Source organism: Paenibacillus filicis, from assembly GCF_038070315.1.
Lineage (GTDB): Bacteria > Bacillota > Bacilli > Paenibacillales > NBRC-103111 > Paenibacillus_G > Paenibacillus_G filicis.
In genome coordinates this window covers 11950-34633 of sequence record NZ_JBBPCC010000020.1, presented here as the reverse complement: position 1 = coordinate 34633, position 22684 = coordinate 11950, and the positions used below count along the sequence as shown (strand labels likewise).

Annotated in this window: 24 protein-coding genes; 3 read left to right on the top strand and 21 right to left on the bottom strand. The window is 58.1% G+C overall.

Annotated elements, in window-relative coordinates:
• Positions 1-6: 6 nt before the first annotated feature.
• The 9 genes from WMW72_RS25595 to WMW72_RS25555 form a co-directional block, all read right to left on the bottom strand.
• Positions 7-867 carry a substrate-binding periplasmic protein gene (locus WMW72_RS25595; protein WP_341418420.1) on the bottom strand — a complete coding sequence of 287 codons (861 nt, stop codon included), beginning with the start codon at positions 865-867 and terminating at the stop codon, positions 7-9.
• Positions 868-892: 25 nt separating this feature from the next.
• Positions 893-2254, bottom strand: a complete 1362-nt coding sequence (locus tag WMW72_RS25590; protein ID WP_341418419.1) for an MmgE/PrpD family protein — start codon at positions 2252-2254, stop codon at positions 893-895.
• Between the two features lie 265 nt (positions 2255-2519).
• Entirely contained in the window at positions 2520-2744 is a 225-nt protein-coding gene (locus WMW72_RS25585; RefSeq protein ID WP_341418418.1) for a helix-turn-helix domain-containing protein, read from the bottom strand.
• 240 nt (positions 2745-2984) lie between these two features.
• Positions 2985-3446 carry a large conductance mechanosensitive channel protein MscL gene (gene mscL / locus WMW72_RS25580; protein WP_341418521.1) on the bottom strand — a complete coding sequence of 154 codons (462 nt, stop codon included), beginning with the start codon at positions 3444-3446 and terminating at the stop codon, positions 2985-2987.
• Between the two features lie 155 nt (positions 3447-3601).
• On the bottom strand, positions 3602-4399 hold the full coding sequence (locus WMW72_RS25575) for a CAP domain-containing protein (protein ID WP_341418417.1): 798 nt from the start codon (positions 4397-4399) through the stop codon (positions 3602-3604).
• A gap of 162 nt (positions 4400-4561) precedes the next feature.
• The gene (locus WMW72_RS25570) at positions 4562-5212 is read right to left on the bottom strand and encodes a YcnI family copper-binding membrane protein (RefSeq protein ID WP_341418416.1); all 651 of its coding nucleotides are present in this window, start codon (positions 5210-5212) and stop codon (positions 4562-4564) included.
• Positions 5213-5305: 93 nt separating this feature from the next.
• On the bottom strand, positions 5306-5977 hold the full coding sequence (locus WMW72_RS25565) for a response regulator (protein WP_341418415.1): 672 nt from the start codon (positions 5975-5977) through the stop codon (positions 5306-5308).
• Positions 5974-6801, bottom strand: coding sequence for a sensor histidine kinase (locus WMW72_RS25560; RefSeq protein WP_341418414.1), 828 nt, complete (start codon positions 6799-6801; stop codon positions 5974-5976). The genes WMW72_RS25565 and WMW72_RS25560 overlap by 4 nt, the downstream gene beginning before the upstream one ends.
• An 11-nt stretch (positions 6802-6812) precedes the next feature.
• Positions 6813-8711, bottom strand: a complete 1899-nt coding sequence (locus WMW72_RS25555; RefSeq protein ID WP_341418413.1) for a DUF5939 domain-containing protein — start codon at positions 8709-8711, stop codon at positions 6813-6815.
• Between the two features lie 208 nt (positions 8712-8919).
• Here WMW72_RS25555 and WMW72_RS25550 point away from each other — a divergent pair, with 208 nt between their 5' ends.
• The gene (locus WMW72_RS25550) at positions 8920-9051 is read left to right on the top strand and encodes a hypothetical protein (protein WP_341418412.1); all 132 of its coding nucleotides are present in this window, start codon (positions 8920-8922) and stop codon (positions 9049-9051) included.
• Here the strand turns inward: WMW72_RS25550 and WMW72_RS25545 are convergent.
• The gene (locus tag WMW72_RS25545) at positions 9048-10931 is read right to left on the bottom strand and encodes a beta-L-arabinofuranosidase domain-containing protein (protein ID WP_341418411.1); all 1884 of its coding nucleotides are present in this window, start codon (positions 10929-10931) and stop codon (positions 9048-9050) included. The genes WMW72_RS25550 and WMW72_RS25545 overlap by 4 nt on opposite strands.
• Before the next feature lie 216 nt (positions 10932-11147).
• Here WMW72_RS25545 and WMW72_RS25540 point away from each other — a divergent pair, with 216 nt between their 5' ends.
• Both WMW72_RS25540 and WMW72_RS25535 read left to right on the top strand, forming a co-directional pair.
• On the top strand, positions 11148-11999 hold the full coding sequence (locus WMW72_RS25540) for a helix-turn-helix transcriptional regulator (protein ID WP_341418410.1): 852 nt from the start codon (positions 11148-11150) through the stop codon (positions 11997-11999).
• A gap of 228 nt (positions 12000-12227) precedes the next feature.
• Positions 12228-13253, top strand: a complete 1026-nt coding sequence (locus WMW72_RS25535) for a ketoacyl-ACP synthase III (protein ID WP_341418409.1) — start codon at positions 12228-12230, stop codon at positions 13251-13253.
• Between the two features lie 89 nt (positions 13254-13342).
• On the opposite strand, the gene WMW72_RS25530 is transcribed toward WMW72_RS25535, so the two are convergent.
• From WMW72_RS25530 to wecB, 11 genes are all read right to left on the bottom strand, one after another.
• Positions 13343-13807, bottom strand: a complete 465-nt coding sequence (locus WMW72_RS25530) for a hypothetical protein (protein ID WP_341418408.1) — start codon at positions 13805-13807, stop codon at positions 13343-13345.
• Positions 13804-14145, bottom strand: a complete 342-nt coding sequence (locus tag WMW72_RS25525; RefSeq protein ID WP_341418407.1) for an alpha-helical endospore appendage domain-containing protein — start codon at positions 14143-14145, stop codon at positions 13804-13806. The genes WMW72_RS25530 and WMW72_RS25525 overlap by 4 nt, the downstream gene beginning before the upstream one ends.
• Positions 14146-14189: 44 nt before the next feature.
• Positions 14190-14480 (bottom strand): nucleoside-diphosphate sugar epimerase, encoded by a 291-nt coding sequence (locus tag WMW72_RS25520; protein WP_341418406.1) that lies wholly within the window; start codon positions 14478-14480, stop codon positions 14190-14192.
• A 170-nt stretch (positions 14481-14650) separates the two neighbouring features.
• Positions 14651-15379, bottom strand: coding sequence for a glycosyltransferase family 2 protein (locus WMW72_RS25515; protein WP_341418405.1), 729 nt, complete (start codon positions 15377-15379; stop codon positions 14651-14653).
• On the bottom strand, positions 15345-17096 hold the full coding sequence (locus WMW72_RS25510; RefSeq protein WP_341418404.1) for a glycosyltransferase family 2 protein: 1752 nt from the start codon (positions 17094-17096) through the stop codon (positions 15345-15347). Before WMW72_RS25510 ends, WMW72_RS25515 begins: the two co-directional genes overlap by 35 nt.
• Complete coding sequence (locus WMW72_RS25505) at positions 17093-17905, bottom strand: glycosyltransferase family 2 protein (protein WP_341418403.1); 813 nt, start codon at positions 17903-17905, stop codon at positions 17093-17095. The genes WMW72_RS25510 and WMW72_RS25505 overlap by 4 nt, the downstream gene beginning before the upstream one ends.
• A 97-nt stretch (positions 17906-18002) precedes the next feature.
• The gene (locus WMW72_RS25500; protein ID WP_341418402.1) at positions 18003-18719 is read right to left on the bottom strand and encodes a glycosyltransferase; all 717 of its coding nucleotides are present in this window, start codon (positions 18717-18719) and stop codon (positions 18003-18005) included.
• 2 nt (positions 18720-18721) lie between these two features.
• Entirely contained in the window at positions 18722-19744 is a 1023-nt protein-coding gene (locus tag WMW72_RS25495; RefSeq protein WP_341418401.1) for an NAD-dependent epimerase/dehydratase family protein, read from the bottom strand.
• Complete coding sequence (locus WMW72_RS25490; protein ID WP_341418400.1) at positions 19741-20610, bottom strand: SDR family oxidoreductase; 870 nt, start codon at positions 20608-20610, stop codon at positions 19741-19743. The genes WMW72_RS25495 and WMW72_RS25490 overlap by 4 nt, the downstream gene beginning before the upstream one ends.
• The gene (locus WMW72_RS25485; RefSeq protein ID WP_341418399.1) at positions 20610-21593 is read right to left on the bottom strand and encodes a polysaccharide biosynthesis protein; all 984 of its coding nucleotides are present in this window, start codon (positions 21591-21593) and stop codon (positions 20610-20612) included. Before WMW72_RS25485 ends, WMW72_RS25490 begins: the two co-directional genes overlap by 1 nt.
• Positions 21586-22677: a non-hydrolyzing UDP-N-acetylglucosamine 2-epimerase gene (gene wecB, locus WMW72_RS25480; protein WP_341418520.1), complete on the bottom strand. Its 1092-nt coding sequence runs from the start codon at positions 22675-22677 to the stop codon at positions 21586-21588. The genes WMW72_RS25485 and wecB overlap by 8 nt, the downstream gene beginning before the upstream one ends.
• Between the last annotated feature and the right edge of the window lie 7 nt (positions 22678-22684).

Here is a 22684-nt window from a genome sequence, read left to right as displayed (position 1 = left end):
CACCACTTATTTGTCAAATGTGAAGCCGAAATGCTTCTTCGTCAATTCTGCGTAAGTACCGTCCTTCTTCTTGTCGGCAATGACCTTATCGATCAGCGCTTTCAGCTCGGCGTTCTGCTTGCGGATCGCTACGCCGACTTCCTTGGTGTCATAAGGCTTGCCGACAATCTCCAACTCCTTGCCGAACGGCGAATTGTTGATGTAATCTACAGCGGAGATGCGGCCGATCGCCACAACGTCCAGACGGCCTGCGATCAGGTCCGTGAAGCTTTGCGGAGCGCCCGGATAAGGCTTCAGCTCCTTGTAGCCGCCGATTTTCTTGACAGAGGCTTCGAAGGCCGAGCCCGCGTTGGCTCCGACAATCTTGTCCTTAAGATCGGAGACGTCCTTGACGGCGCCGGAGCCCTTCTTGACGACAGCTACTAATCCATCTTCCGAATACGGTGCGGAGAAATCGATGGTCTGCTTACGCTCATCGGTGATATTGACGCCTGCCAGGACGATATCGAACCTCTTGGAGGTCAAGCCGGGAATCAGTCCGGCGAACTCGCCGGTGACGAATTCGGCCTTGACGCCGATTTCCTTGGCGATCAGATTACCCCAGTCGATGTCGTAGCCGACCAGCGTGTTGTTATCCATATAGTTATATGGCCGGTAGTTGCCTCCTGTTGCGATCACGAGCTTGCCAGCCTTCTTGATTTGCTCCAGCGTATGCTCATCCGTGTCCGTTTTGGCCGCGGCCGGAGCGGTGCTTGCCGGAGGCGTCTCCTTCTGCGGGGAAGCGGGAGCGGGAGTCGGCGTTGCTCCGCAGGCACTGACGAGGAACAGGGTGAAGACCAAAGGAAGCGACAGCAGCGATTTTTTCATGTGAATTCTCTCCTTGTACGTGGGGTTAGATGTACTGATGAGGGCCTACGGCCCAGTTGACAACATATTCGAACTTCTCCAGCTGCAGCGCATCCGCCAGCAACCGGTCCAGCTCACCGGACGATTCGCGGGCCGGCCAGCGGGAAAACTTGTCCAGCAGCCTCTCCGTATCCAGCGGCCGCTCTTCCCCGCCGCTCGGAAACTCGACGAGCGCCTCATAGGCTTCGCCGCTCCGGAGCCGTACCCGGACTCTGGCTGCACGAACCGACGGCAACTGGGCCGTAAGCTGCAGATCCTCGCTCACCTGTACGCGGCCGGCCCAGTCCAGCAGGCGGCTGTCGCGAAGCAGGGGATCGTCCTCCTGCAAGTAAGGGCCGTAGCCCCAGGCCGTCAGCGCCAGCAGGAACGGGATTGAGAACATCGCAGCCAGCGGATTAGGCGGGGCCGCCGTCTTCATATCCATCGCCAGCCGGTGGGTCTCCACGAACACCTCGGCCACTTCGTCCGGCTGCCACCGGTGGGTGTGCAGCAGTTGCTGCAGTGCCTCGATCGGCGCATGGGCGAACCGGCAGGACGGGTACAGCTTGAAGTAATTGCGCTCGACAAGCAGCGGAGCTGCCAGCCTGTCTAGCAGCCGCCCTTCCTCCAGCCGTTCGGCAATGAGGCCGTTCCACACCTGATGCACAACATCCGGGTGGCTGCGAAAGCCATCCCGGAACAGCTGAAACGCCTGCAGCGAACTCCAGCCGCTCCAGCCTGCGTACAGATTGCGCACGCTGGCACCGGTTCCGTTGGCCGCAGATGCCGAGGCGAGGGGCAGTGAAGCCGCCAGCAACGCGGCGCCGACGATATCCTCGTCGGGCGATTCGTATAACAGCCCTGCGGCCAAGCAGCCGCCTACCGCTCCCCATGTGCCATGCGCATGGAAGCCGGGCTTCAGCTGCGCTGCATAAGCGAGGCGGGCGGCGGCCTCGTAACCGAGCACGAAGGCGCGTATGAAGGCTTCGCCGCTGCTGCCCGCCTGCACCGCCGCGGCCCAGGCTGCGGGGAATACGTGGGCGCCGGGATGCCCTTTGGCCAGCGCGTTGCCCTCTTCCATCTCCAGGGCAACCGTCGCCGTGCCATGGTATAATGCGCTGGACTCCGGTGCCGCGAAACGCGATTGACCGAGCAGCGGCACTACTGCAACCGCCGTCTGTTCGGCTTGTCCGATCCGGCCGGCGAGCTGGCCCAGCTCGGAGGTTTGCCCTCCCAGCCAGGCGCAGCCGGCGAGATCGGCCAAGATATGCTTAGCCCTTACTATAGCGGACTCAGGCAGCGGAGCGCTTCGCATGGCCAGAATAGCGCGGATAAACTGTTCAAAGGACGGGTTAGCTATACCGATCACCTTCTGGATATTATTGATAATACATTACCACATAGTGATAATATTAGTTTGTTGAAAACTACTTTATCACGACCGACAACCGTTGTAAATGATTATTTTCATAATTCCCATGCGTATAGTCTGATTTAAGAGAATCATGACAATCTCCTGAACATTCCGTTCTGACTCCCGAACAAACCAAAGAGCCCCCAGTCACACTCTCCTCCTAAGAGAAGGCGAACAGGAAGGCTGAATGCGATCATTCATTCCGTTTGCGGATAGCAGGTCAGATCGTCAGTTCCCCAAGCTTGATTAGTTCTACTACGGCTTGAGAACGTCCCTTTACATTGAGCTTTTGCATAACATTAGAGATATGATTCCTGACCGTCTTCTCACTAATAAACAGCTGCTGCGCAATGTCTTTGGTCGTTTTGTCCTGTACGAGCAATTCAAATACTTCTCGCTCGCGGTTGGTAAGCAGAAATTTGCTCTTATGATCGTTGCCCATCAAAGTGTCACCCCTCCTTGCTCGGGTTTTTGTATCAATACAAGGTCTAGGGATACAGTCAAATCCAGTGTATGATGAACGCCGGGGTCTGGTGCGGCAACTAGACAAAAATAGGCGGCTGCCCGCTAGGGGCGCCGCCAATCCAGATAAGGCAGAACGATGGGATCACTAAGATTGCATGGCCGGAAAACCTGACTTGTACGGATGCTTGTCCTCCGGGGAGTCGTTAGGACGCAGAGCTTGTTAGGCTCGTCCCTCCGCATGACCGCCGACGACCGCTGTGCAATACTTGCAGCGGGAAGCTTTGACGGGAATCTCAGACAGACATTCGGGACATTCCTTGACCTCCGGCTTAGGTGCCGGCTTGGGCTCTTCCTTCTTGCGGAAGCGATTCAACTGCTTGACCACCATGAAAATCACGAACGCCACAATCAGGAAGTCAATCAAGGTGCTGATGAACTGTCCGTAGTTCAGCGTAGCGACTCCGGCAGCCTGGGCATCTTTAATCGTGTTGTAATGATTGCCGTCCAGACTCAAGAATAAATCCTTGAACGGAACCTTGCCCAGCAGCAGCCCGATCGGAGGCATGATCACATCATTGACGATCGACGTCACCACTTTGCCGAAGGCGCCGCCGATGATCACCCCGATTGCCAGATCGACCATATTTCCCTTCATCGCAAATTCCTTGAATTCCTTCATCAGCTTGCTCAACACGATCATTCCCCTCGTTTGGACATACGTCCTATCATGTCGATCATTGTACAACAAACAAGCCCTGGGCAAAAGAGCCATTTTGCCCGGGCTGTTCTGCAGACGGAACCATCCGAGGGGAACGGCGCCTGCGCTTGAAATCCGTTCTATTTGGCCTGCCTGCTGATAAACTGCTGGGTGAATATTTTGCCGCACTGGCCTTCTGCGACAATTCCTATCCCAATATGTGTGAACTCCTTGCTCAGGATGTTTGCCCGGTGAGCCGGGGAATCCATCAGCTGCTGATGCGCCGCATTCACACTCGGGCTGCAGGCAATATTCTCGCCCGCCGTCCGGTAGCTAATGCCGAACTGCTTCATCATATCGAACGGAGACCCGTAAGTCGGCGACTCATGAGAAAAGTAGCTCTTGCCGGCCATATCCTGACTCTTGAGACGAGCCACCTTGGGCAGGTCGGCATCCACCTCCAGCGGCGCCAAGCCGGCTGCGGCTCTCGCCTGATTGACCAGTCCCACCATCTGCCGTTCCTCAGCAGAAGGTTCATGGGAGGAAGGCTGCGGCGCATTCGGCGCTGGCTCAGGGGCTGCCTTCGGGACGGGAGCAGGCGCAGGTTCAGGGGCCGGGGCGGGAATCTTCTTCTTTTGAATTTTCGCATGGCCATAAGCCCATAAGATGGATTCCAGCGTCCTGTCGTCGACGGCGCCGGTTACTCGCAGCCCATAGGCTTTCTGAAACAGCCTCACTCCGTGCTCCGTTTCCTTGCCGTAGTAACCGGTGATGCTGCCCGAGAAATAACCGAGCGACTTCAGCATGCCTTGGACCGCATAAACGTCAGGACCCTTCACTCCTTTGCCGAAGGCGAGGGCGCTCCCCGACACCGTGAGGCTAAGCAGCAAAACAAGGAGCAGCAGTAAGTTTTTCTTGGAACGCAGCGGGTTTGACATCGGTGATTCCTCCTGATTGCTAATGAATGGCTCGGCTGCCATCGCTTAGTTCCAGCATCCCCGTTTGCCCGGCAAATTATGAACGTTCCCGCATCCGCAAGCTCAAATCCCCGGAACGAAAAAAATCCGTCCCTGCCGGATCGGCGGGAACGGATCAGTGTCTTACTTCTTGCGGGTAAGCGAAACGAGCAGCGATGCGGCGCTCAGCACGACTGCCACGATCGACAGAATCGTTGGCAGGCTGGAGCCGCCTGCGGATGACGCAGGGGCTGCTTCCGCTGCCGTTCCTGCCGCTCCCGGTGCTGCAGTATGACCATGGCTGTCCGTAGATGAGCCCGCAGGCTTCGGATTAACCTTGGTCACGGATGCAGGCTTGTCGGAGCCGGCTGCTCCGACCCACTCGACGACACTGCCGTCCTTGTACGTCTGATAAGCCTTCCACGAGATCGAAGTCGCCGCATCGGCTACTTTGCCCTGCATGTAGAATTCTCCGAACTCCGTAGCTCCGAGTCCTTCGCCAGTAGCCGTCCAGGTGACCCCGGTGATTTTGTCTCCATCCTTGGTCAGCTCATAGCTCCAGCCCGGCTTGGGCTCGAAGCGGGAGATCGAGACCGCGTCCAGCTGAAACTTCACCTCGACCTTAACCGTAGGGATCGTTTTCTCGTTCGGCACGCGAACCGCGAACTTCTCATAGCCCCCTTGTGTGACTTCGCTCGGCAGCACCGTTACATGAGCGCTCGCGACGCCGGACAACAGTAAAGATAAAAATAGCACAAGTACAAAAGTTCCGTACACGGGTTTCAATGTCTTCATATGAATTGACTAGCCCCTTCCTGATCTATAGCGGTAAGTATGTCCAGTTCTACTGTAACGCAAACCGCTAACGGAAGGCATGACTCAACTGGGCTATTTTTCATCAGGTTTTTGGACGTTTTGTGTCAAGCCGTGCCGGACCGCATAAGCGGTCAATTGAACCCTGTTCTCCAGCGACAGCTTCGCCAGAATATTCTTGATATGATTCTTGACGGTGTTCTCTGTAATGAGCAGCGCCGCAGCAATCTGCCTGTTGCTCTGGCCGGTAGCCACATAACCGAGAATCTCGCTTTCACGCTGCGACAGTACGCCGGGGGCTACATCTCCCTCCGTCCCCGATCCAGTCCGGCGGAACGACTGGAACAGCCGGTCCGCCATCCCGCGGGAGATCTCGCTATTTTCGTCAAGCAGTCCGCGCAGATAATGAATCCAGTCCTCCGGGTCCATGTTTTTGAGCAGGTAGCCCTGCGCCCCGTGACGTACCGCCGTGAACAGATCGGCGACATCATCAGAGACCGTCAGCATGACGATCCGGATATGCGGGTAAAGCTGCTTGATCCGTCTCGTGGCCTCCAGACCGCCGAGACCCGGCATCCGGATATCCATAAGTACGAGATCTGGCAGCAGAGTCCGGCATAGCTCCAGCGCTTCTTCCCCGCTCGACGCTTCCCCGATCCATTCGAAGTCCTTCTCGCCCCCGAGGAGCGTTCTGACCGCTCTGCGGGCTAACGGATGGTCATCGGCGACCAGCACACGATACTTCATAGTTTCCCTCCCTCCCGCTTGGTCTCTCCTGTCAGCACGAGCTCCGTACCGCCTCCGGGCGGCGATTGCAGTTGCAGCTCTGCACCGAGCTCTAGCGCCCGCTTGCGCAGCATGACCAGCCCATACCGGCCGCCCGAAGCACCACCGGCCTCTTCAGGACTGCAGCCTACACCGTTATCCGCGATGCGCAATCGCCAACGCACGCCATCGGCCGAACGCCCCAGCTCGAAGAAGGCCTGATCCGCCTGAGAGTGCTTGCGGATGTTCGTGAACGCTTCACGGACGATGGAGAACAGCGCGACCTCCGCCGAAGGAGGAATCGTCTCCCCGTCCAGCACCAGCACAGGCTCGACGGCGATGCCTGTCAGTCCGCTCCATTCCTCCAGCCAGGCGCGGAGCCGGCTCTCGAAGGTCGCGCCCTCCTCCGGGGCGGTACGCAGATTGAAGATGGCCTGCCGCAGATGGTGATCGATCTCCGACACGGCCTCGCGCGCCTCGCTGAGCTGTCCCTTCGTCAGCTGTACATTCAGGAAGAAGAGCACCTGAGCAATATTGTCGTGCAGCTCCTCGGCCAGACGCTCCCGCTCCTCATAGACGGCCCGCTTCGCCTTCTCCGCGGCGATCGTTTCGTTCATCGTCTCGATCCGGCGGAACATCCACGTGCCGAAAATATACGACAGCAGCAAGGTCAGCAGCGTAATGTACAGGTTGCCTGTCTCCATAGACAACAGATGGAGCATAAAATCATGGCGCACATACTCGAAGCCCCCGATGATAACGGGCGGCAGCAGAATCGTGCACCATTTCAACGTTCTCATGGACATTCGGATAGAGATCACACGCTTTCCAGTTCGTAGGATTCCGTTCTGCCCGAAGCTGCTCCGGTTACTATCAGCCGCGCAAGCTCGGTTTCTCCGTCAATTCCCTTCAGCCGCTCGCGGAAAAATTCAACATCCGGCCCGTATATGTCGAGCAGCTCCTGCACACCGGGACGGAGTGTGCATTCCCGGCTGACAACAATATCTCCGCCCCGGCTCAGCCCCTGCGCCCGAGCGGCCAGATTGACGGTACGGCCGAAATAATCTAGCACATCGCCGCCATTGACTGCAATGGCCGGGCCGTTATACAGCCCCAGCTTAATGACGACCTGCTCCTCCTCAGTCTGCGTCTGGACACTAGTTTGTATATCGAGCGCAGCCCTCACGGCTTTCTCCGGCGACTCGAAGACGGCCATCACCGCGTCGCCGATCGTCTTGACCAGCGCTCCTTCGTTGGCCGCGATATGGCCGATTAGAAACTCGAAATGCCGCCGGACCTGACTGTATGCCTGAGCGTCCCCGACCTGCTCATAGAAGGCCGTAGAACCTCGCAGATCGCTGAACAGCAGCGTCACGCTCTCGATGCCGATCTGCTGGCCGGGAGCCAGCACCTCGGAGGAGAACAGCGTCCGGAACTCCTGCATCGCAGTCACCTTTGCCGCCGTCACGGTATCACCGCTCCAGTCGGAGCGCTCCAGCGCCACATGGATGGTATCCGGACTGCGGTTGGTCAGCCGGAGCACCGTACCCGGCGGCGGTTCCGCCGTTGCCGCGACGCTCCACTCTCCGTCCGCACCGTATTCGAGCTTCCAGACTTCCCCGTTCGTACATGGGTCCGTCTGCCAGGACCCGGTGCCGCCTCCGTTCAGCGAGACCATGCGATTCATTCGCAGGACACGCAGACGCATCGGCGCTTCTCCGCCCGGATAGACGAGCTCGCCGGACGCGCCCGAGGCCAGCTCGAGCTGGGTATGAATATGCGGCGTGATCATCGGGCCGCCGATGCAGTACACCTGCTTACTCGCGCGCCGGATATGCGGATGCACTGAGAAGCACAGCTCGACATAACGGTCGAAGCTGGCCTCATAATCGATTCCGCACATATCGCAATGATACTGCGGCGTAATCGCGGACAGCCGCTCCGCACCCAGCTTGGACACTCGGCAGTTCGGGCAGATCAGCTGCCAGCTTAAGTTAAGAATGCCGGAGCGGGTCGCATACAGGAATAGGCGCAGGACCACATCCCGGTTCATCTGCCAGGCATCCGCGAGCTGGAACGGCCTCATGTCAATGACGCCGTCATCACCGGAACTCTCCAGATGCTCGCGGAGCCGCCCGAGCAGAGCCGGTTCGAATCCGTAAAGGCTTAGCCCGCCGATCAGCCGGTCCAATTCACGGCGATTCACCGGAAAATGCGCTTTGGTCTGCGGGAGCAAATAAGACTTGGCAATCGAAGACAGGCGTACGCTCTCCTGCAGGAAATCCATCGTCTTATGCATCGCGCGCACGCCGATAAGCGGAATAGTCGCGAGTCCCAGGATATGGGCCGGCGTAAACTCAGCAAACAGTGTCACTAGCGTCGCCGGGCTGCCGTCCTCAAGCATCTCCTGCGCATCCTGCAGCAGAATCCCCCCGACGAATTTGCGCAGCGGTCCCCCGTCATATTCGCGGACAACCGAATACCGCTCTAACGCCACCCATTCGAAGGGATGCTCACGCCAGCGCATAGGCACAACGCCGAAGGCCTTGGCCGTCATGTCCTGCAGCACATGGCTGCCTTGGAAGCGCGGCACACGCCTTACGATCGGATACAGACCGATAACGCGATTCAAATGGTCCGTTCTGCTGAGTAGCTCCCACACCTTGCTGCGGGGCAGAGGAATTAAGCGTTCTATCTTATGATGTTGGGGTGACATGGAAACCCGCTCTCCTTCTGCATGCACTCTTGGTACAGAGCGCTGACCTCAAAATAAGTGCCGCTTGCTTATGTATAAACCTGTGTCGGGCTTTCATAGGGTATGTCCAGTATAAGGGACAAGGACAGCCCCTCACAACAAGAAGTCCTTACGCGGGGGCCGTTTTTTTCAGGTCATTCCTGTTCACGATGACTGGGGAGTTCAGGCTTTGCCCAAACCGAAAAACACCGCTTCATCCTGGTACGTGAAAGCGCCGGGCTTCCATATCAACCAGAGAAGAGGTGTGTTCCAGCAAAATCAGACTGATGCCGATTCATTCCGAAGAACGACGTTCTCCTAACGATCGGCTGCCCACTTCCTTTTCCTTGTACCGATCAGCGGAAATTCGCCGATGCGCAGGCGTGCGCTGCCGTAAGGCACGAGCGTCAGCTCTATCCATTCTTGTCCAGCCACATCCGGATGCAGCGGCGGCGTTCCGGCATTATTGCCTTCCATCTTCCAGCCCCGAACCAATTGTCCGGAGGCCTTGAGCCGCACAGGAGCCTGCTCCGCATCAAAGGGCTGGTAGGGCACATCCGATTCCTGGACTTCGTAAGCAAGGTCTGCACGCAGACCGTATTTCCAGGGCGACCCGGGGTAAACTTCCCAATCGTGGAACTTCTCCCGCTTGGTCAGCAGCTGCCAATTCTCTTGAATCGGCAGCACATAGACGAGCGGTCCGCGCTCTACACTGATCGCGCACAGGTTGCGGGACGTTGTCTTCACTTCCATCGGCAGCGTCAGAATCAGTTGGTCCCCGTTGTTCCATTCGCGGTCCACCCTGGCATATCCATGAACAGCATTCAGCGGAACGTTAACGCCACCAATCGCAAGCGTCGGTGCCTCGCACCAGACCGGAATCCGGAAGGAGATCGCGAACGATTCGCCAGCGCGGTCCAGTTCTATATCGAGGACGACCCTGTCGCGGAACGGATACTCACCGCTCACCCGGATCGTCGCGGTAGCACCGCTGCCCACCTGGGCGCTCACCGTACTCGGCGCATAGGAAACGGCCGCCAAGCCGCCGTGACCGTCGCTCATCCACAGATGAGCCGTCAGCTTGGGCCAGCCCTGGTGCATGTTGGACGTGCAGCAGCCGAAGTTCGGCGCAAGCCCGAACACATTCGCCTCAGGTCCGTTGCTCCAGTCGCGGGGCGCGACATTACAGAGAATCTGATTGACCTGCTGATCGTATTGATGGGAAGTCCAGTCTGCGGAGACGGTCCCGGGCAGCGCGTTGAATGCGACCTTCTCCAGAATATCACCGAACCTGCCTTCCCCGAAGATCCGGGTCAGCTGCTCCATCGAAAACATGTATTCCACTACGGCGCAGAGCTCTACGCCCTGACTGGGGCTCGTACCGGACAGCCACTCGTCGCCGGAGAACATTCCATGCGCCTGACCGTGGTACGTCATCAGACTGTCGATACCGCGATGAACCGCCGCGCGCTCCACGTCGTCGCCCGTCAGCTCGTAGCGAACACCCGGTGTCTTAATCCCCATCGCCACGTTGACCACATGCGTCGTCCAATCCCATTCCTCTACCTTACGCCAGTAGGGGAAATCATGGAAGATATCCGTCCAATCCGTCGTCTGCTCCGCTACGTGATTCGCCAGAGTGACCAGGAAATCGTCCCCCGTGCGCTTATGCAGCCACAGGATGCTGAGCATCATTTCGGCTCCGCGCGCCTTAGCCCAGCCTTGGAGCGGATGCGCTTCGATCGAACCCTGCACATAACGGAAAAATCCCGTCAGAAACGGAATCACCCGTTCATCGCCGGATGCCTCAGCATATTGCGTGAACACCTTCAGCATGATCATGTAGTGCCACCAGTCCTGCTTCTTGTCCAAATCCTGATTGACGGTTTGAATGGGACCCTGCGGGCCAAAATTACCGTCCTCTCGCTGACTTGCGAGCGACCACTCAATCCAGCGCTGCGCCTTGGCGATCAGTCTCTCATCCTCCAGTAGATAAGCCAGCGGCAGCAAGCCGTCTACATAATACGGTCCGCGTTCCCAGCTCTCGCCCTTGCCGCCGATCCAGCCATTATCCGGCCCCACGTCGCTCCAATGCTCCTCCAGATGTCCGGTCAGCCCGTCGGCCTGGATACGAAGCTGATTGCACAGCCAGCCTGCAGGTTTAATCGCACCAAGCGGCAGTGCCTGGAAGGCTGTTTCCATCAAATTCCTGGCCATGATCTCCAATATGATCGTCTCCCTTGTCAACCGAGTGCCCTGCTCTGAGACGACTATAGCATGCTTAGGCGGGAGGAAACGATAGCCGATAACAACCTGTTTTTGACGGATTACAACCTATGACTCTCGAAGAATAACTAGCAGTTCCGCTTCTATATGCTTATGATAAAAGGAAATCACAATCAAAGGAGAACTCCCCTAATGTTCCGATTCACCTCTCCGCCTATCCCTCATTATCTGACTTCCGGGGAAGACATCTATCCTGCAGGCGGCAGACATGCCGACCGTTCCAGCATCGGCGTATTCGACCTGCTTGCCGTGACCGGAGGATGCCTGCATATGGCCGAAGAAGGACTGCCGCTCACGATCCCTGCCGGACACTTCGCCATCCTCCGGCCTGACCGTTCTCACTGGACCACAATGCCCTGCAGCGAAGAGACCCACTTCTATTGGCTGCATTTTCAAACACCAGGTAATTGGAGCGAAGTGACGGAACGAGGGCCTTTCGTCACGCCCTCGAGCTCCGACCCTTATCTGCAAATCGAATCCTTCGTGTTCCACGTTCCGCGAATCGGGGAACTGCGGGCCAAGGAAATGGCCTACGCTAGGCTGCGGGAAATTCTTCAGCTCCGTGAGAGCCCGGAAGCTGTGGCACGATTCCGGCAGCAGGGCCTGTTCCAACAGCTGCTGCTTCATCTGCAGGAGGAAGGCAGCCCCGCACCCAACGACCCTCAGCTGGCGCTGGCGGACGCAGCCGCAGCTTTTTTGCGTCTGCATTACAGAGAGCAGGTGAGCTATAAGCAACTGTCGGAGCAGCTGCATTTTCACGCCAATTATATCGCTCTCTGCATGAAGAAGGCATTCGGCTGCACGCCGCTCGATTATCTCACCCGCTACCGGATCGAGCAGGCCAAGCAGCTTCTCATCCACACCAGCGAGCCCATCGGCCACATTGCGGAGGCTACGGGGTTCGTGACGTTTTCTTATTTTGTCCGCTGCTTCAGCAAGCACACAGGCACTCGCCCGACGGCGTTTAGGTCCGAATACCGGTGAACGCTTATGCGTCTACCCTAGATGCTGAGCAGCCTCATCCAACTCACGACAGAAGCCCAGCTATCTGATGAATTTTTTTGCTCAAATCAATCTGACACCATTCAATGACGGTTGACATCTGAAACATTCCCACTATAATTAGTACCAAGTACTAATATCAAGTCATGGAACATACTCATAATTCATGCGAATGATTTCGATTCCTTCTTCCGAAAGAGGTGCTTCTTGATGATTAATGGATCTTTTCCCCTGACAAGCGCACGCGCCTTCCAATCCCGGCTGACCGGTATCGGAAGCTGCCTGCCCGATCGCGTACTGACTAACGCCGATCTGGAACGCATGGTTGACACCAACGATGAATGGATTGTACAGCGGACGGGTATTCGCGAGCGGCGCATCGTGTCGGAGACGCAGTTCACTAGCCATCTGGCCATAGGGGCTGTGCAAAATCTCGTCGATCGCTACGGCGCCGAACTCAAGGACGTCGATCTGATCATCGTCACCACGAGCACGCCGGATTTTTCATTTCCCGCCACGGCCCCCCTGGTGCAGCATCACTTCGGTATCGCATCTCCGCTGGCCTTCGATCTGAGCGCAACATGCTCCGGGTTCGTCTACGGCCTGCAGGTCGCCGATGGCATGATCGGCTCCGGCTTATGCAGGAAAGCGCTCGTTATCGGAGCGGAAACCTTGTCCAAAATTACGGACTACACAGACCGCACGAGCTGCATCCTGTTCGGGGATGCCGGTGCAGCCGTTCTGCTGGAACGGGATGAGGCTCCGGATGCGCAGCCGCTCTTCCTCGCGTACACGGCGGGAAGCGATGGCTCCGGGGGCAAGCATCTGTACCGTACGCTCAATGCTTCCGTTCTGAACGGAGAGGAGCTGAAGGGAACCGGCAAGCTGGTCCAGAATGGCCGAGAGGTATACCGCTTCGCCGTCCAGACGATTCCGGTAGGTGTGAATGCGCTGCTGAGCCAAGCGGGCTTGTCCGTCGAAGAGCTCGACTGGTTCATTCCCCATAGTGCCAACCTGAGGATCATCGAATCGGTCACCGAGAAGCTCGGCATTTCTATGGAGCGGACCCTGCACACGATCGAAACGCTGGGCAATACGTCGGCGGCAACGATCCCGCTTGCTATGGATAAGGGCGTACGGGAAGGCCTGTTCCAGCCCGGACAGCGCCTGCTGCTGTTCGGCTTCGGGGGCGGGTTCGTGCATGGAGGACTGATCATGAACTGGAAGGGGCTCTAAGGCTGCTGGCTCTGGCGATCCATTCCGGCAAGCGCCACTCCCGGCACCAGGCCACTAGGCGAATTGAAACTGGGAAGCTTCGCTCCCGTTCAATTCGCCTGGTCGGCGTATGCCCCCACCTTATCTCCTATACCGTGCGGCGCCGCTGCAGGACGACGACTGCTCCTGCGGAGCTGCCTGCCTTGCGTCACGTTCCCGTTCAACCAGGGAGCGGCAGGAACCCCGCTGCGCAGCTTGCGGATACGGATAAGACCGAGCCGCTCTGCCATCGCCCGTTGATAACGGCCCAGCGCCTCCAGCTGAGCCAGCCATTCCCGGGCTAACGGTGCATGCGCACCCCCTGCCAGGTCTTTGGCTGCTGCTGCAGATGGCCGCCCTTCTCCCTCTGCCCTGGAAGTAGACGTCTCCTCTGCCTGCTGGCCATCCCCCTCGGCTCCCCCATACTCGGTCAGCCCGGCCATACTTTCGAGCATACGAGTAAGCGCCCGCTGACTGCGTGCCAGAGAGTTGAGCATATGAAGCTTCGCCTTGTTTTCTTTCTCCGCCCAACTCATTTGGAATCGCCGAACGAGAAGAAGTCTCCCGCCTCGCCTCCGCTGTCATCGGACCCCCCGTCGCTGTCCGGCTCGCCTAGCAATACGGATAAGTGTTTGGCAAGCGCCCGTTCCATTTTGGTCATGCCGTCAATGACCTCCAGCAGCTGGTCATGGATGTCGACCGTTCCCTTCAACTGGTCGCCATGGTTTTCGAAGTGTTCACCGCTCACGTGCCCGCAGATCCATTGACAGGAGCGCTCTGCTTCGACCGCCTTCGCTTCAAGAATCAACGCGATATTATGCTGGAATTTGGCTGCTGACATCAGCATACGGTGATACGCATCGGCTCTGCTCACGCTCTTCCCTCATTTCCCGTTGTCAAAATAATCCCGTCCCCCGCTTACTCCTCGCCTGCCGGAATCTGCACTTCCTTCATAATATAGGTGAGATTATCAGCCAGCGCATCCTCCAGATCGGCCAGACTATTCAAATACCCCGCAATATTTTTCGTCACACTCATCGCATTCTCCGTCAGTGCCTCCACACCCTCAAATCCGGGATATTCTGGCGGAATGGCATGGACGAGTTGGGCCATCCGCACGGCAACCTGACGTTTGGCTTCCAAGATACGGACCATTTCTTCTTGAGACGTGGCCATATGATGCATCATGTTGGATACTTGCCTTTGCATGTAAGCTTCCTCCTCTCGCTGGAAGTACGGCCGATCAGGTTCAGGTTCGCTAAATCCCGTCCACCTTGTACGGCTCTGCCGGCTTCCGGATGCTTCGGCGACACTTCTCATCGTTACTTAGCAATATATGCGAGACGGCATGTCTTCAACTGGGCGGATGCCCATCCCCATTAGATAAAAGAACGGGGGTCAATGTGCCACTTCGCCTTAAACTTCTCCCTGTTAACTCGGATCAGCTCCTGCACCTTCCACGAATCCTGCTGCTTGAAGCTGGCGCTGCCGTGATGATATACGAACGAATCTCCCGCGATCAACAGCCGGTACCCCGCCTGACGGGCCCGGTAGCAGTAATCGTCATCCTCGAAATGCCCCGGCGAGAATTGCTCGTCGAGCAGGCCGATCCGGTCCATCAGTCTGCGACGGAACAGGAAGCAGAGGCCAACGATCCGTGTCGTCTCTTGCCAGGCGGCAGGATTCGGCACGTTGATCCGGGCTGCCGTCTTGTCGATCGTCGTGAAACGCTCCTTCATCTGCTGCCTGCCGCTGGCATAATTGGTCATTGGACCAACGATGCCGATGTCAGGACTACTATTCAAGCAGCGGCGAAGAGACTCCATCGCCCCCCGGGTCATCAGCGTATCGTTATTGAGCAGCAGCAGCTCATCCCCCGCAGCCAGCTTGAGGCCCAGATTGCAGGCCACAGGAAATCCGCGATTATCCGGCAGGGCGATCAGCTTGACATCATAGCGGATACTGACATTGACGGAATCATCCCTCGAGCCATTGTCCACAACGATGACCTCATGGGGGCAATGGACATATTGGCGGATCGACTTTAGACAAGGCTCCAGCATAGCCGCCCCGTTATAGTTGGGAATAATGATGCTCAGCATCGCCATGAGCATTCCCCTCCTCCCTCTGCAGCCGCTTACGCTGCTTATCCGGAAACCTCAGCCGCGCTCCGGCCTGATCGACGGCAAGCTTGATCGCCTCCAGATGATCGCCGATAATCAGCTTCGCCACGCGGTTCAGATTCCCCTGATTGCTTCGGCGCCGCTTGTTCCGGCGGATGACGTTCACACTCGCCGAAACACCGATGCGCATACCCTGCAGAATGGCCGCCGCCTGCGCTTTTGGGGGCACCATCAGCAGCTCAGGCCCCAGCCTCTCGACGGCTTGACGGGACATCGCGTGAGGCACTGCCGTTAGCGAGTTGGCCTGCAAATCCCGCCGGCCGAGACTGACATTGAGAAATTGCTTCATGTGCGTAACCTGATCTCGGCGGCCGAAGGTGCCCAGATACGGCCCGATGTCATTCAACGCGATATCCATGCCCCGAGAGACGGCACGGACGAAAGCAACCAGCCGTTCGGCGGGAATGGGGATGTCCCCGTCCAAAAACAGCACGATGTCCGATTTCGTCAGCCGCGCCCCAACAGCGCGCCCCACATCGTGACCAAGCGGGTGCGGGTAATGGACCACCTGCGCCTCAGGTTGCTTACGGGCAAGCGGCAGGGTGCGGTCCGTTGAGCCGTTGACGATGACGATCAACTCGTCTACCCCCAGACGCGCAGCCTGTCTGAGCGTCCGGCTGATCGTCGCCTGCTCGTTCATCGCCGTCACGACAACTGCCACGGATTGCTCCACGGGCATCAATACCCAATCCGGCACCGGCTCCTGGCGGGCGGAGAAATATCCGCGCAGATACCCCTGACTCATCGCGCGGGACCCGGACAGCTTGCTCCCCGTCTCCTGCAGGGAGCGAAGCCGCCTGGCCAGGCACCGGTTCAGTGCGCTGTGCAGCTTGCCGTCTCCGTCCTCCGGCACACCTGCAGTTCCATCCTCGCGTCCCATGCGGTACCCGTCCCGGAAGGCCGGCTTGCTCCGCAGCGAGGCCAAGCCGCGCTTGGGCGCCGCCGTTCGGAGACCTCTCCGCACGGGAGACTTGCTGCGTGCCCGGACCGCTGCTGGTCGTGCTGAAGGCCTTGCTATAGGCCCTGCTGCAGGCAGCACTCGCGATATACTTGCCACTGCAGTCCTGCTCCGCTCTGGGGAAGCAGCCTCCTTGTGGGAACCGCCACCCGCACCTGCCACCTTCCCCGTTCGGGCTGGCGCCCGACTGACGGGTGCAGAGGCTATCTGGGCCTCCCGCTTGCGTCTCGGTACGGCAGCCTCCTTGCGAGAACCGCTGCCTGCACCTGCCATCTTCCCGGACCGGGTTGGCGCCCGACTGACGGGCGCAGAGGCTATCTGGGCCTCCGAACGCTTGCGTCTCGGTACGGCAGCCTCCTTGCGGGAACCGCTGCCTGCACCTGCCACCTTCCCGGTCCGGATTGGCGCCTGGCTGACGGGCACAGAGGCTATCTGGGCATTCCGCCGCTTGCGTCCCGGTACGGCAGCCTCCTTACGGAAATTGCTTTCACCTGCCACCTTCCCGGTCCGGACTGGCGCCCGGCGAACGGGCACAGAGGCTATCCGCACGTCCCGCTTGCGTCCCATTAAGGCAGCCGATTCAGGCTCATCCTTCGCCTTGATACCGAATCCCCTCTTTCCGCGGAAGACCGGCCACTTATCCGGCCTCCAGACGGTTTGCTGTTTTAGTTCCACTCTCCTCATATCGGTTCACCTGCCGTTTCCCGTCTCCGGATTCGGTCCTTATAAATTCCCCGGCTCCCAGACTGTCCCAAGTACCAGTGGAGAGCCTCCAGATGATCGCCGACAATCAATTGGCCCACCGCATCCATGCCTTGGCGGGATTTGCGTCTGCCCCGCAGACGGTTGACCCGGCCAATATTGACCAGATGCACCGCCCTGACCTTCAGCCTGCAGCATATCGCCATCGTCTGTGCCAGCGGGGGGACACTAAGCGCAGGCGCCCCGACGGCATTTAGCGCCTTGCGGCTGATCGCATGGGGAACCGTTGTCATGGAAGCCCCTTGCAATCCTGACATGCCCAAAGCTGTATTTAACACGTGTTTGGCCAGGACGACGGGGTGGGTATGTCTGCTGCGCACCGGGCCCAAATATCGGTTCAGCGCCACATCCGTTCCTCTCTGCACAGCCCGGACATAGGGCCGCAGCTGTGCTGCAGGAACCGGAGCATCTCCATCAATAAACAGCAGGATGTCCCCGGTCGCATGCAGCGCCCCTACACTACGCCCTACATCATGCCCGAGCGCCTCCTCATACCGGACAACCTTGGCGCCCATCGCTTCCGCGATAGTCCCCGATCCGTCGGTAGAGCCATTGACGACGACGATGATTTCCACACGGCCGGGAGATACCTTAAGGGCTTCGCGGATAACCGCCGCCAGCGTACGGCGCTCGTTCCTGACCGGAATGACGACAGATATTCGTGCCGCTCCCAAGGAAGCTCTCCTGGAGCTGCCGGCGGCTCCCTTTGGTGATTTGCGTAAACGTCGCATCTCTCCATTCCCCCTCCCGATCCTGGTTAAGCCTTCGTCCTGCAGGGCATCCGGATGATTTATCCTATGCAAGTCCGGGCCTGATGCCACAGTGAAGCTATCCTCCATGCCTGCGTGCATACGCGTCCAGCAGATGCCGGTACTTGCCGCGCACCCTGGCCGTTTCCTCGGCGATGGCCGGCCGATGCAGTTCCGTCCCCATCGCCGCATGCCACCGGTATTGAACGAGCGGGCTGTGATAATAGTGAAAATGAACATCGTTCAGCATCAGCCTGATCCACATATCGTAATCCTGGGTGTACGGCAGGTTTTCGTCGAATAGCCCGAAGCCGATCAGAACATCCTTGCGGGCAACAACGGTGCAGCCATTGACCGGGTTGGTCTCGATCATCGCCCTGACTAGTAGGCCGTAATGTGGAAATTGCGGGACCGCATGATGGAGAGTGACCCGGTTGTAAGCATCGATCTGATCGAACGAGGAGAAGCTGACTGCCGCCCCGCGCTCCAGCATGAACGGGATCTGCGCCATTAGCTTATGCGGATAAAATAGATCGTCGGAGCTCAGCCAGGCAATATAGTCCCCGGAAGCCATACGGATGCCGTGATTCAAGGCACTTGCCGTTCCCCCGTTAGCCTTGGACAAATAACAGATGCGATCCGCATATAGGTGGACGATGTTTGTATACACCGTCGAGCCGTCGTTAACCAGGATCACTTCCACATTCGGATAGGTTTGTGCCAAAGCGCTTTGAATAGCCTGCCCGACATAAGGATCATTGTAGAACGGAATGACAATGGAAACCTTCGGATACATGCTTACCCCCCTTCCTTTCCCTTGATCTGCCCGGCCTGCCGGTGATAGTCCAGAATATCGGCAACGGACTGATCGAATGCAAGTTCCGGCGCCCAGTCTAGCGAGCGCATCGGCCCCAGATCGACGGCCGAGGCCCCGGCTCCCAGCCGCTCGTCCTCTGGATCCGCCAGTCCCGACAGCCGGACGGGCAGCTGTTCACCTATGAGGTCCGCGGTAGTGCCGATACGCCACTCCATTTTAACCCTAGCCTGCCTCTCGAACTCCCGGGCGATGCCGCCCAGCGTACGCACCTTCCCCGAGCCTATCGGATACACCCCCCCTGGCTCCCCCCGCTCCAGAATGAGCCCGTAAGCGCGCACCGTATCGCGGACGTCGATATAGTCCCGTGGCTCCTCCAGTGAAGTCAGGCGGAACGGGGGAGCTTCCCCCTCCTGCTCCCGCTTCGCTACATGCGCTCCGATTAGCCCGCATATGCCGTTGGACGCCCCAGGACCGATCAGATTGGACGGCTGTGCGATGCAAACCGGCAGGCCGAACAGATGACCCCAGGCCGAGGCGGTCAAGGTTTGTAGCGTCTTGCTCAGCCCATAAGGATGGGCAGGCCTGGGAGGCTCATCGTCGCGCAGCCTGCAGCCCAGCATGGAGCCCGCGATGAGCGTCCGGCAGCGTGTCAGACCCAGCAGGCGGAGTCCGTCTAGCAGATAAAGCGTGGCCATCACATTCAGCTGCATATAAGCCACAGGCTGCTCCCAAGAGCCGCCGACTGCATTCAATCCGGCCATATGGAGCAGGGCGTCCGGCCTTTCCCGGTCCAGGAGCTCTATCACAGCCGTCCTGTCGTTCAGATCAATCACATGCTCCCGGATCACGTCTCCCCCGTCGGCGGTGCTGGCTAGGATGGAGTCCATCGCGCCGGGTCGGCGAAGAACGGCCACCACCTCGTAACCTAGCCTCTCAAGATGGGAGCAGGCGTGAAGCCCTGTAAAACCCGAGGCGCCGGTGACTACGATCTTGCGCCGGCTCATGGGTGCATGTGCATCCATTCCCTCAGCTCATTCAGCATCGTTTCGTAATCCGGCGTTTCATAGTCCAGATCCTTACGTGTGCTCAGCAGCGTGCGGTCCAGCACGATCGCATCATCTTGGTGAACGGTCACATCCGACTTTTCGAATATGCGGCGGAACAACAGCAGCAGGTCATGCTTGCTCACGATCTCAGGTGCCGTAAGATGCACAATTCCTGTCATAGCTTCCGCACGACCCAACGCATGACGGATAAATTTGGCCAGTTCCAGCGTAGTGACCCCATTCCAATGCACACGGGTGAAGCCCTTGATTTCCCCCTTCTGCCTGAGGAACCACTGCAGCAGCCCAACGCCTTCCTTGCGGATCTCCGGGCCGATGATGGACGTGCGGGCAGTCAGATGGGGAAATGCGCTCACTTCCCCCAGCGCTTTGGTGCGGGCATAGACGGACTCTCCATTCGGCACATGCCGCTCTTCGTACTTCCCTCGTTCTCCGTTGAATACGCAGTCGGTGCTGATATGAATCAGCCTCGAACCCAGGCTCTCGGTCAGACGGGCGAGCCTGTGCGGCAGCATCCCGTTCACTTCATAGGCTTCTACCTCACGCTGACGCGCGCAATCGTTCAGAATACCGGCGGCATTAACGATAACATCCGGCCGGACGAGCTGCACGGCATGCGAGACCCGTTGCCAGTCTGTAACATCCACGTACAGCCGGGCACCGGGAAGCTCAATGCGCCTGTCGTCCTCAGGTTCGGCCAGTACAGGCCGAACCGTGTAATAGAGCTCATGAGCAGTCGATGCCGCCAAGTAACGGAGCAGCATATGTCCAACCATGCCATGACCCCCGATAACCAGCACCTTCATCACAGAAAACCGCCTTTTCGCAGCATCTGATGAATTTGCTCCTTGTTCATCAGTGAGTAGGCCGAGGAGTATTCATCGTCCCCTACCCTGCGGCAATGCCCGTAAGCCTCCTTAAGCCTGGGAGTATCCACCGTCGGAAGCACCACCACATAATCCTCGTCAAATATGACTGAATTTTGCGCCTCGAATTCCGTATACAGAATTTCATGCAGCTTCTCGCCGGGACGGACCCCGAGCTCCTCGAAGTCCAGCTTGGCGACCCCGGCATGATCAGCAAGCACCTCAGCGAGATCTGAGATTTTACAGGTCGGCATTTTCATAATAAAAATCTCGCCGCCTACGCCTTCTATGGCCGCCTTCAACAGCAGAGCGATGGCCTCCTCCACCGTCAGGAAAAAACGCGTCATCTCCTTGTGGGTAATACCGACCCGGCCGTTCTCCTCAATTTGCTTCTTGAACAGGTGAATAACGCTGCCATTGGTGCCCAGCACATTGCCTCCCCGTACACACACGAAGGTCGTATCCGAGCGAAGCAGATTCGCATAGATGATGAGCTTCTCTCCAATCGCCTTGGTCATCCCGTAGAAGTTGGACGGATTGGCCGCTTTATCCGTGGAGATGTTGATGACTTTTTTCACTTTATTCTCCATAGAAGCCTCGATAACATGTTGTGTACCTACGATATTGGTCTTCAGCGCCTCATAGGGCTGGTCCTCGCAGACCGGGACATGCTTCAGAGCAGCCAGGTGAAACACGTAATCCACACCGCGTGTTGCCATGATCAGCGCTTCCTTGTCGCGAACGTCGCCGATACAGAATTGAAGACGGGAGTCGTTGTACTGCCGCTTCATCGCGACCTGCGTGGATTCGTTTCTTGAAAAAATGATCAACGACTTCGGATCGTACTCGAGCAGTTGGGAGACCAGCTCTTGCCCCCAGGACCCGGTTCCTCCGGTCACTAATATCGTGCTTCCTTTAAACATGTGGCTTTCCTCCCAGTACAAATTTGACGACCTTGGACGAGACATCGCTGTCCGTATACCCTTCCGGGAACACCCAGTCCGCCGGCATCCGGGTCATCAGCTTCACGGCCTCTGCGATGAGTCCGGCATCTAGTCCGGTCACCACATTGCTGCCGCAATCTACTGTCTCCGGCCTCTCCGTCGTATGACGCATCGTTACGGTAGGCACGCGGAACAGGCAGCATTCCTCCTGTACGGTCCCGCTATCGGTCAGCACGCATAGCGCCTCCCGCTCCAGACGGACAAAATCGAAAAAGCCGAACGGCTCGTGAAACTCCACCAGCGGATGGAGGTGATGCTCGGCGAGGGCGGCTATGCGGGAGCGGGTCCGGGGATGAATGCTGCAGATGACACGGCGGTTATCGCGTGAGGCAATATCATTCAAGGCCTTCAAAATTTGCTGCAGGTGCTCCGGTACATCCACGTTCTCCGCGCGGTGAGCCGTCACGAGGTAATAGTCTTTAGTCGTTAGCCCAAGGCGCTCCAGAATAAGGCTGGATTCAATGCGCGGAGCATAGGTCTGAAGCACCTCATAGATCGGATTGCCAGTCAGCACGATTCGGTCTGAAGGAACGCCCTCACGCAGCAGATTCTGCTTGCTTTGCAGCGTATACGGCATGTTGATTGTGGATACGGCATCGATAGCCTTGCGGTTCTTCTCCTCCGGCACGCGGAGATCGAAGCAACGGTTGCCGGCCTCCATGTGCATCACCGGAATCCCCATACGTTCCGACAGAATGGCGCATAGCGCGCTGTTCGTATCGCCGAGCAGCAGTACTTTATCCGGTCGCTCGCGCTCCAAAATATCCGCCACTTCACCGAACATCGCGGACAACTGCACTCCGAGCGCAGGGCTTTGATGTCTCAACACATAATCGGGAGAGCGCAGGCCAAGCTCCTCGAAGAACACATCGCTCAGGCTGTGCGTAAAGTTCTGCCCCGTATGAACGAGCACATGGCGGTCGGCCAATTCATCCAGCCTGTTTATAATCAAACTGAGCCGGATGATCTCAGGCCTCGTGCCCAGAATCGTAACGATCTTCATACTCATC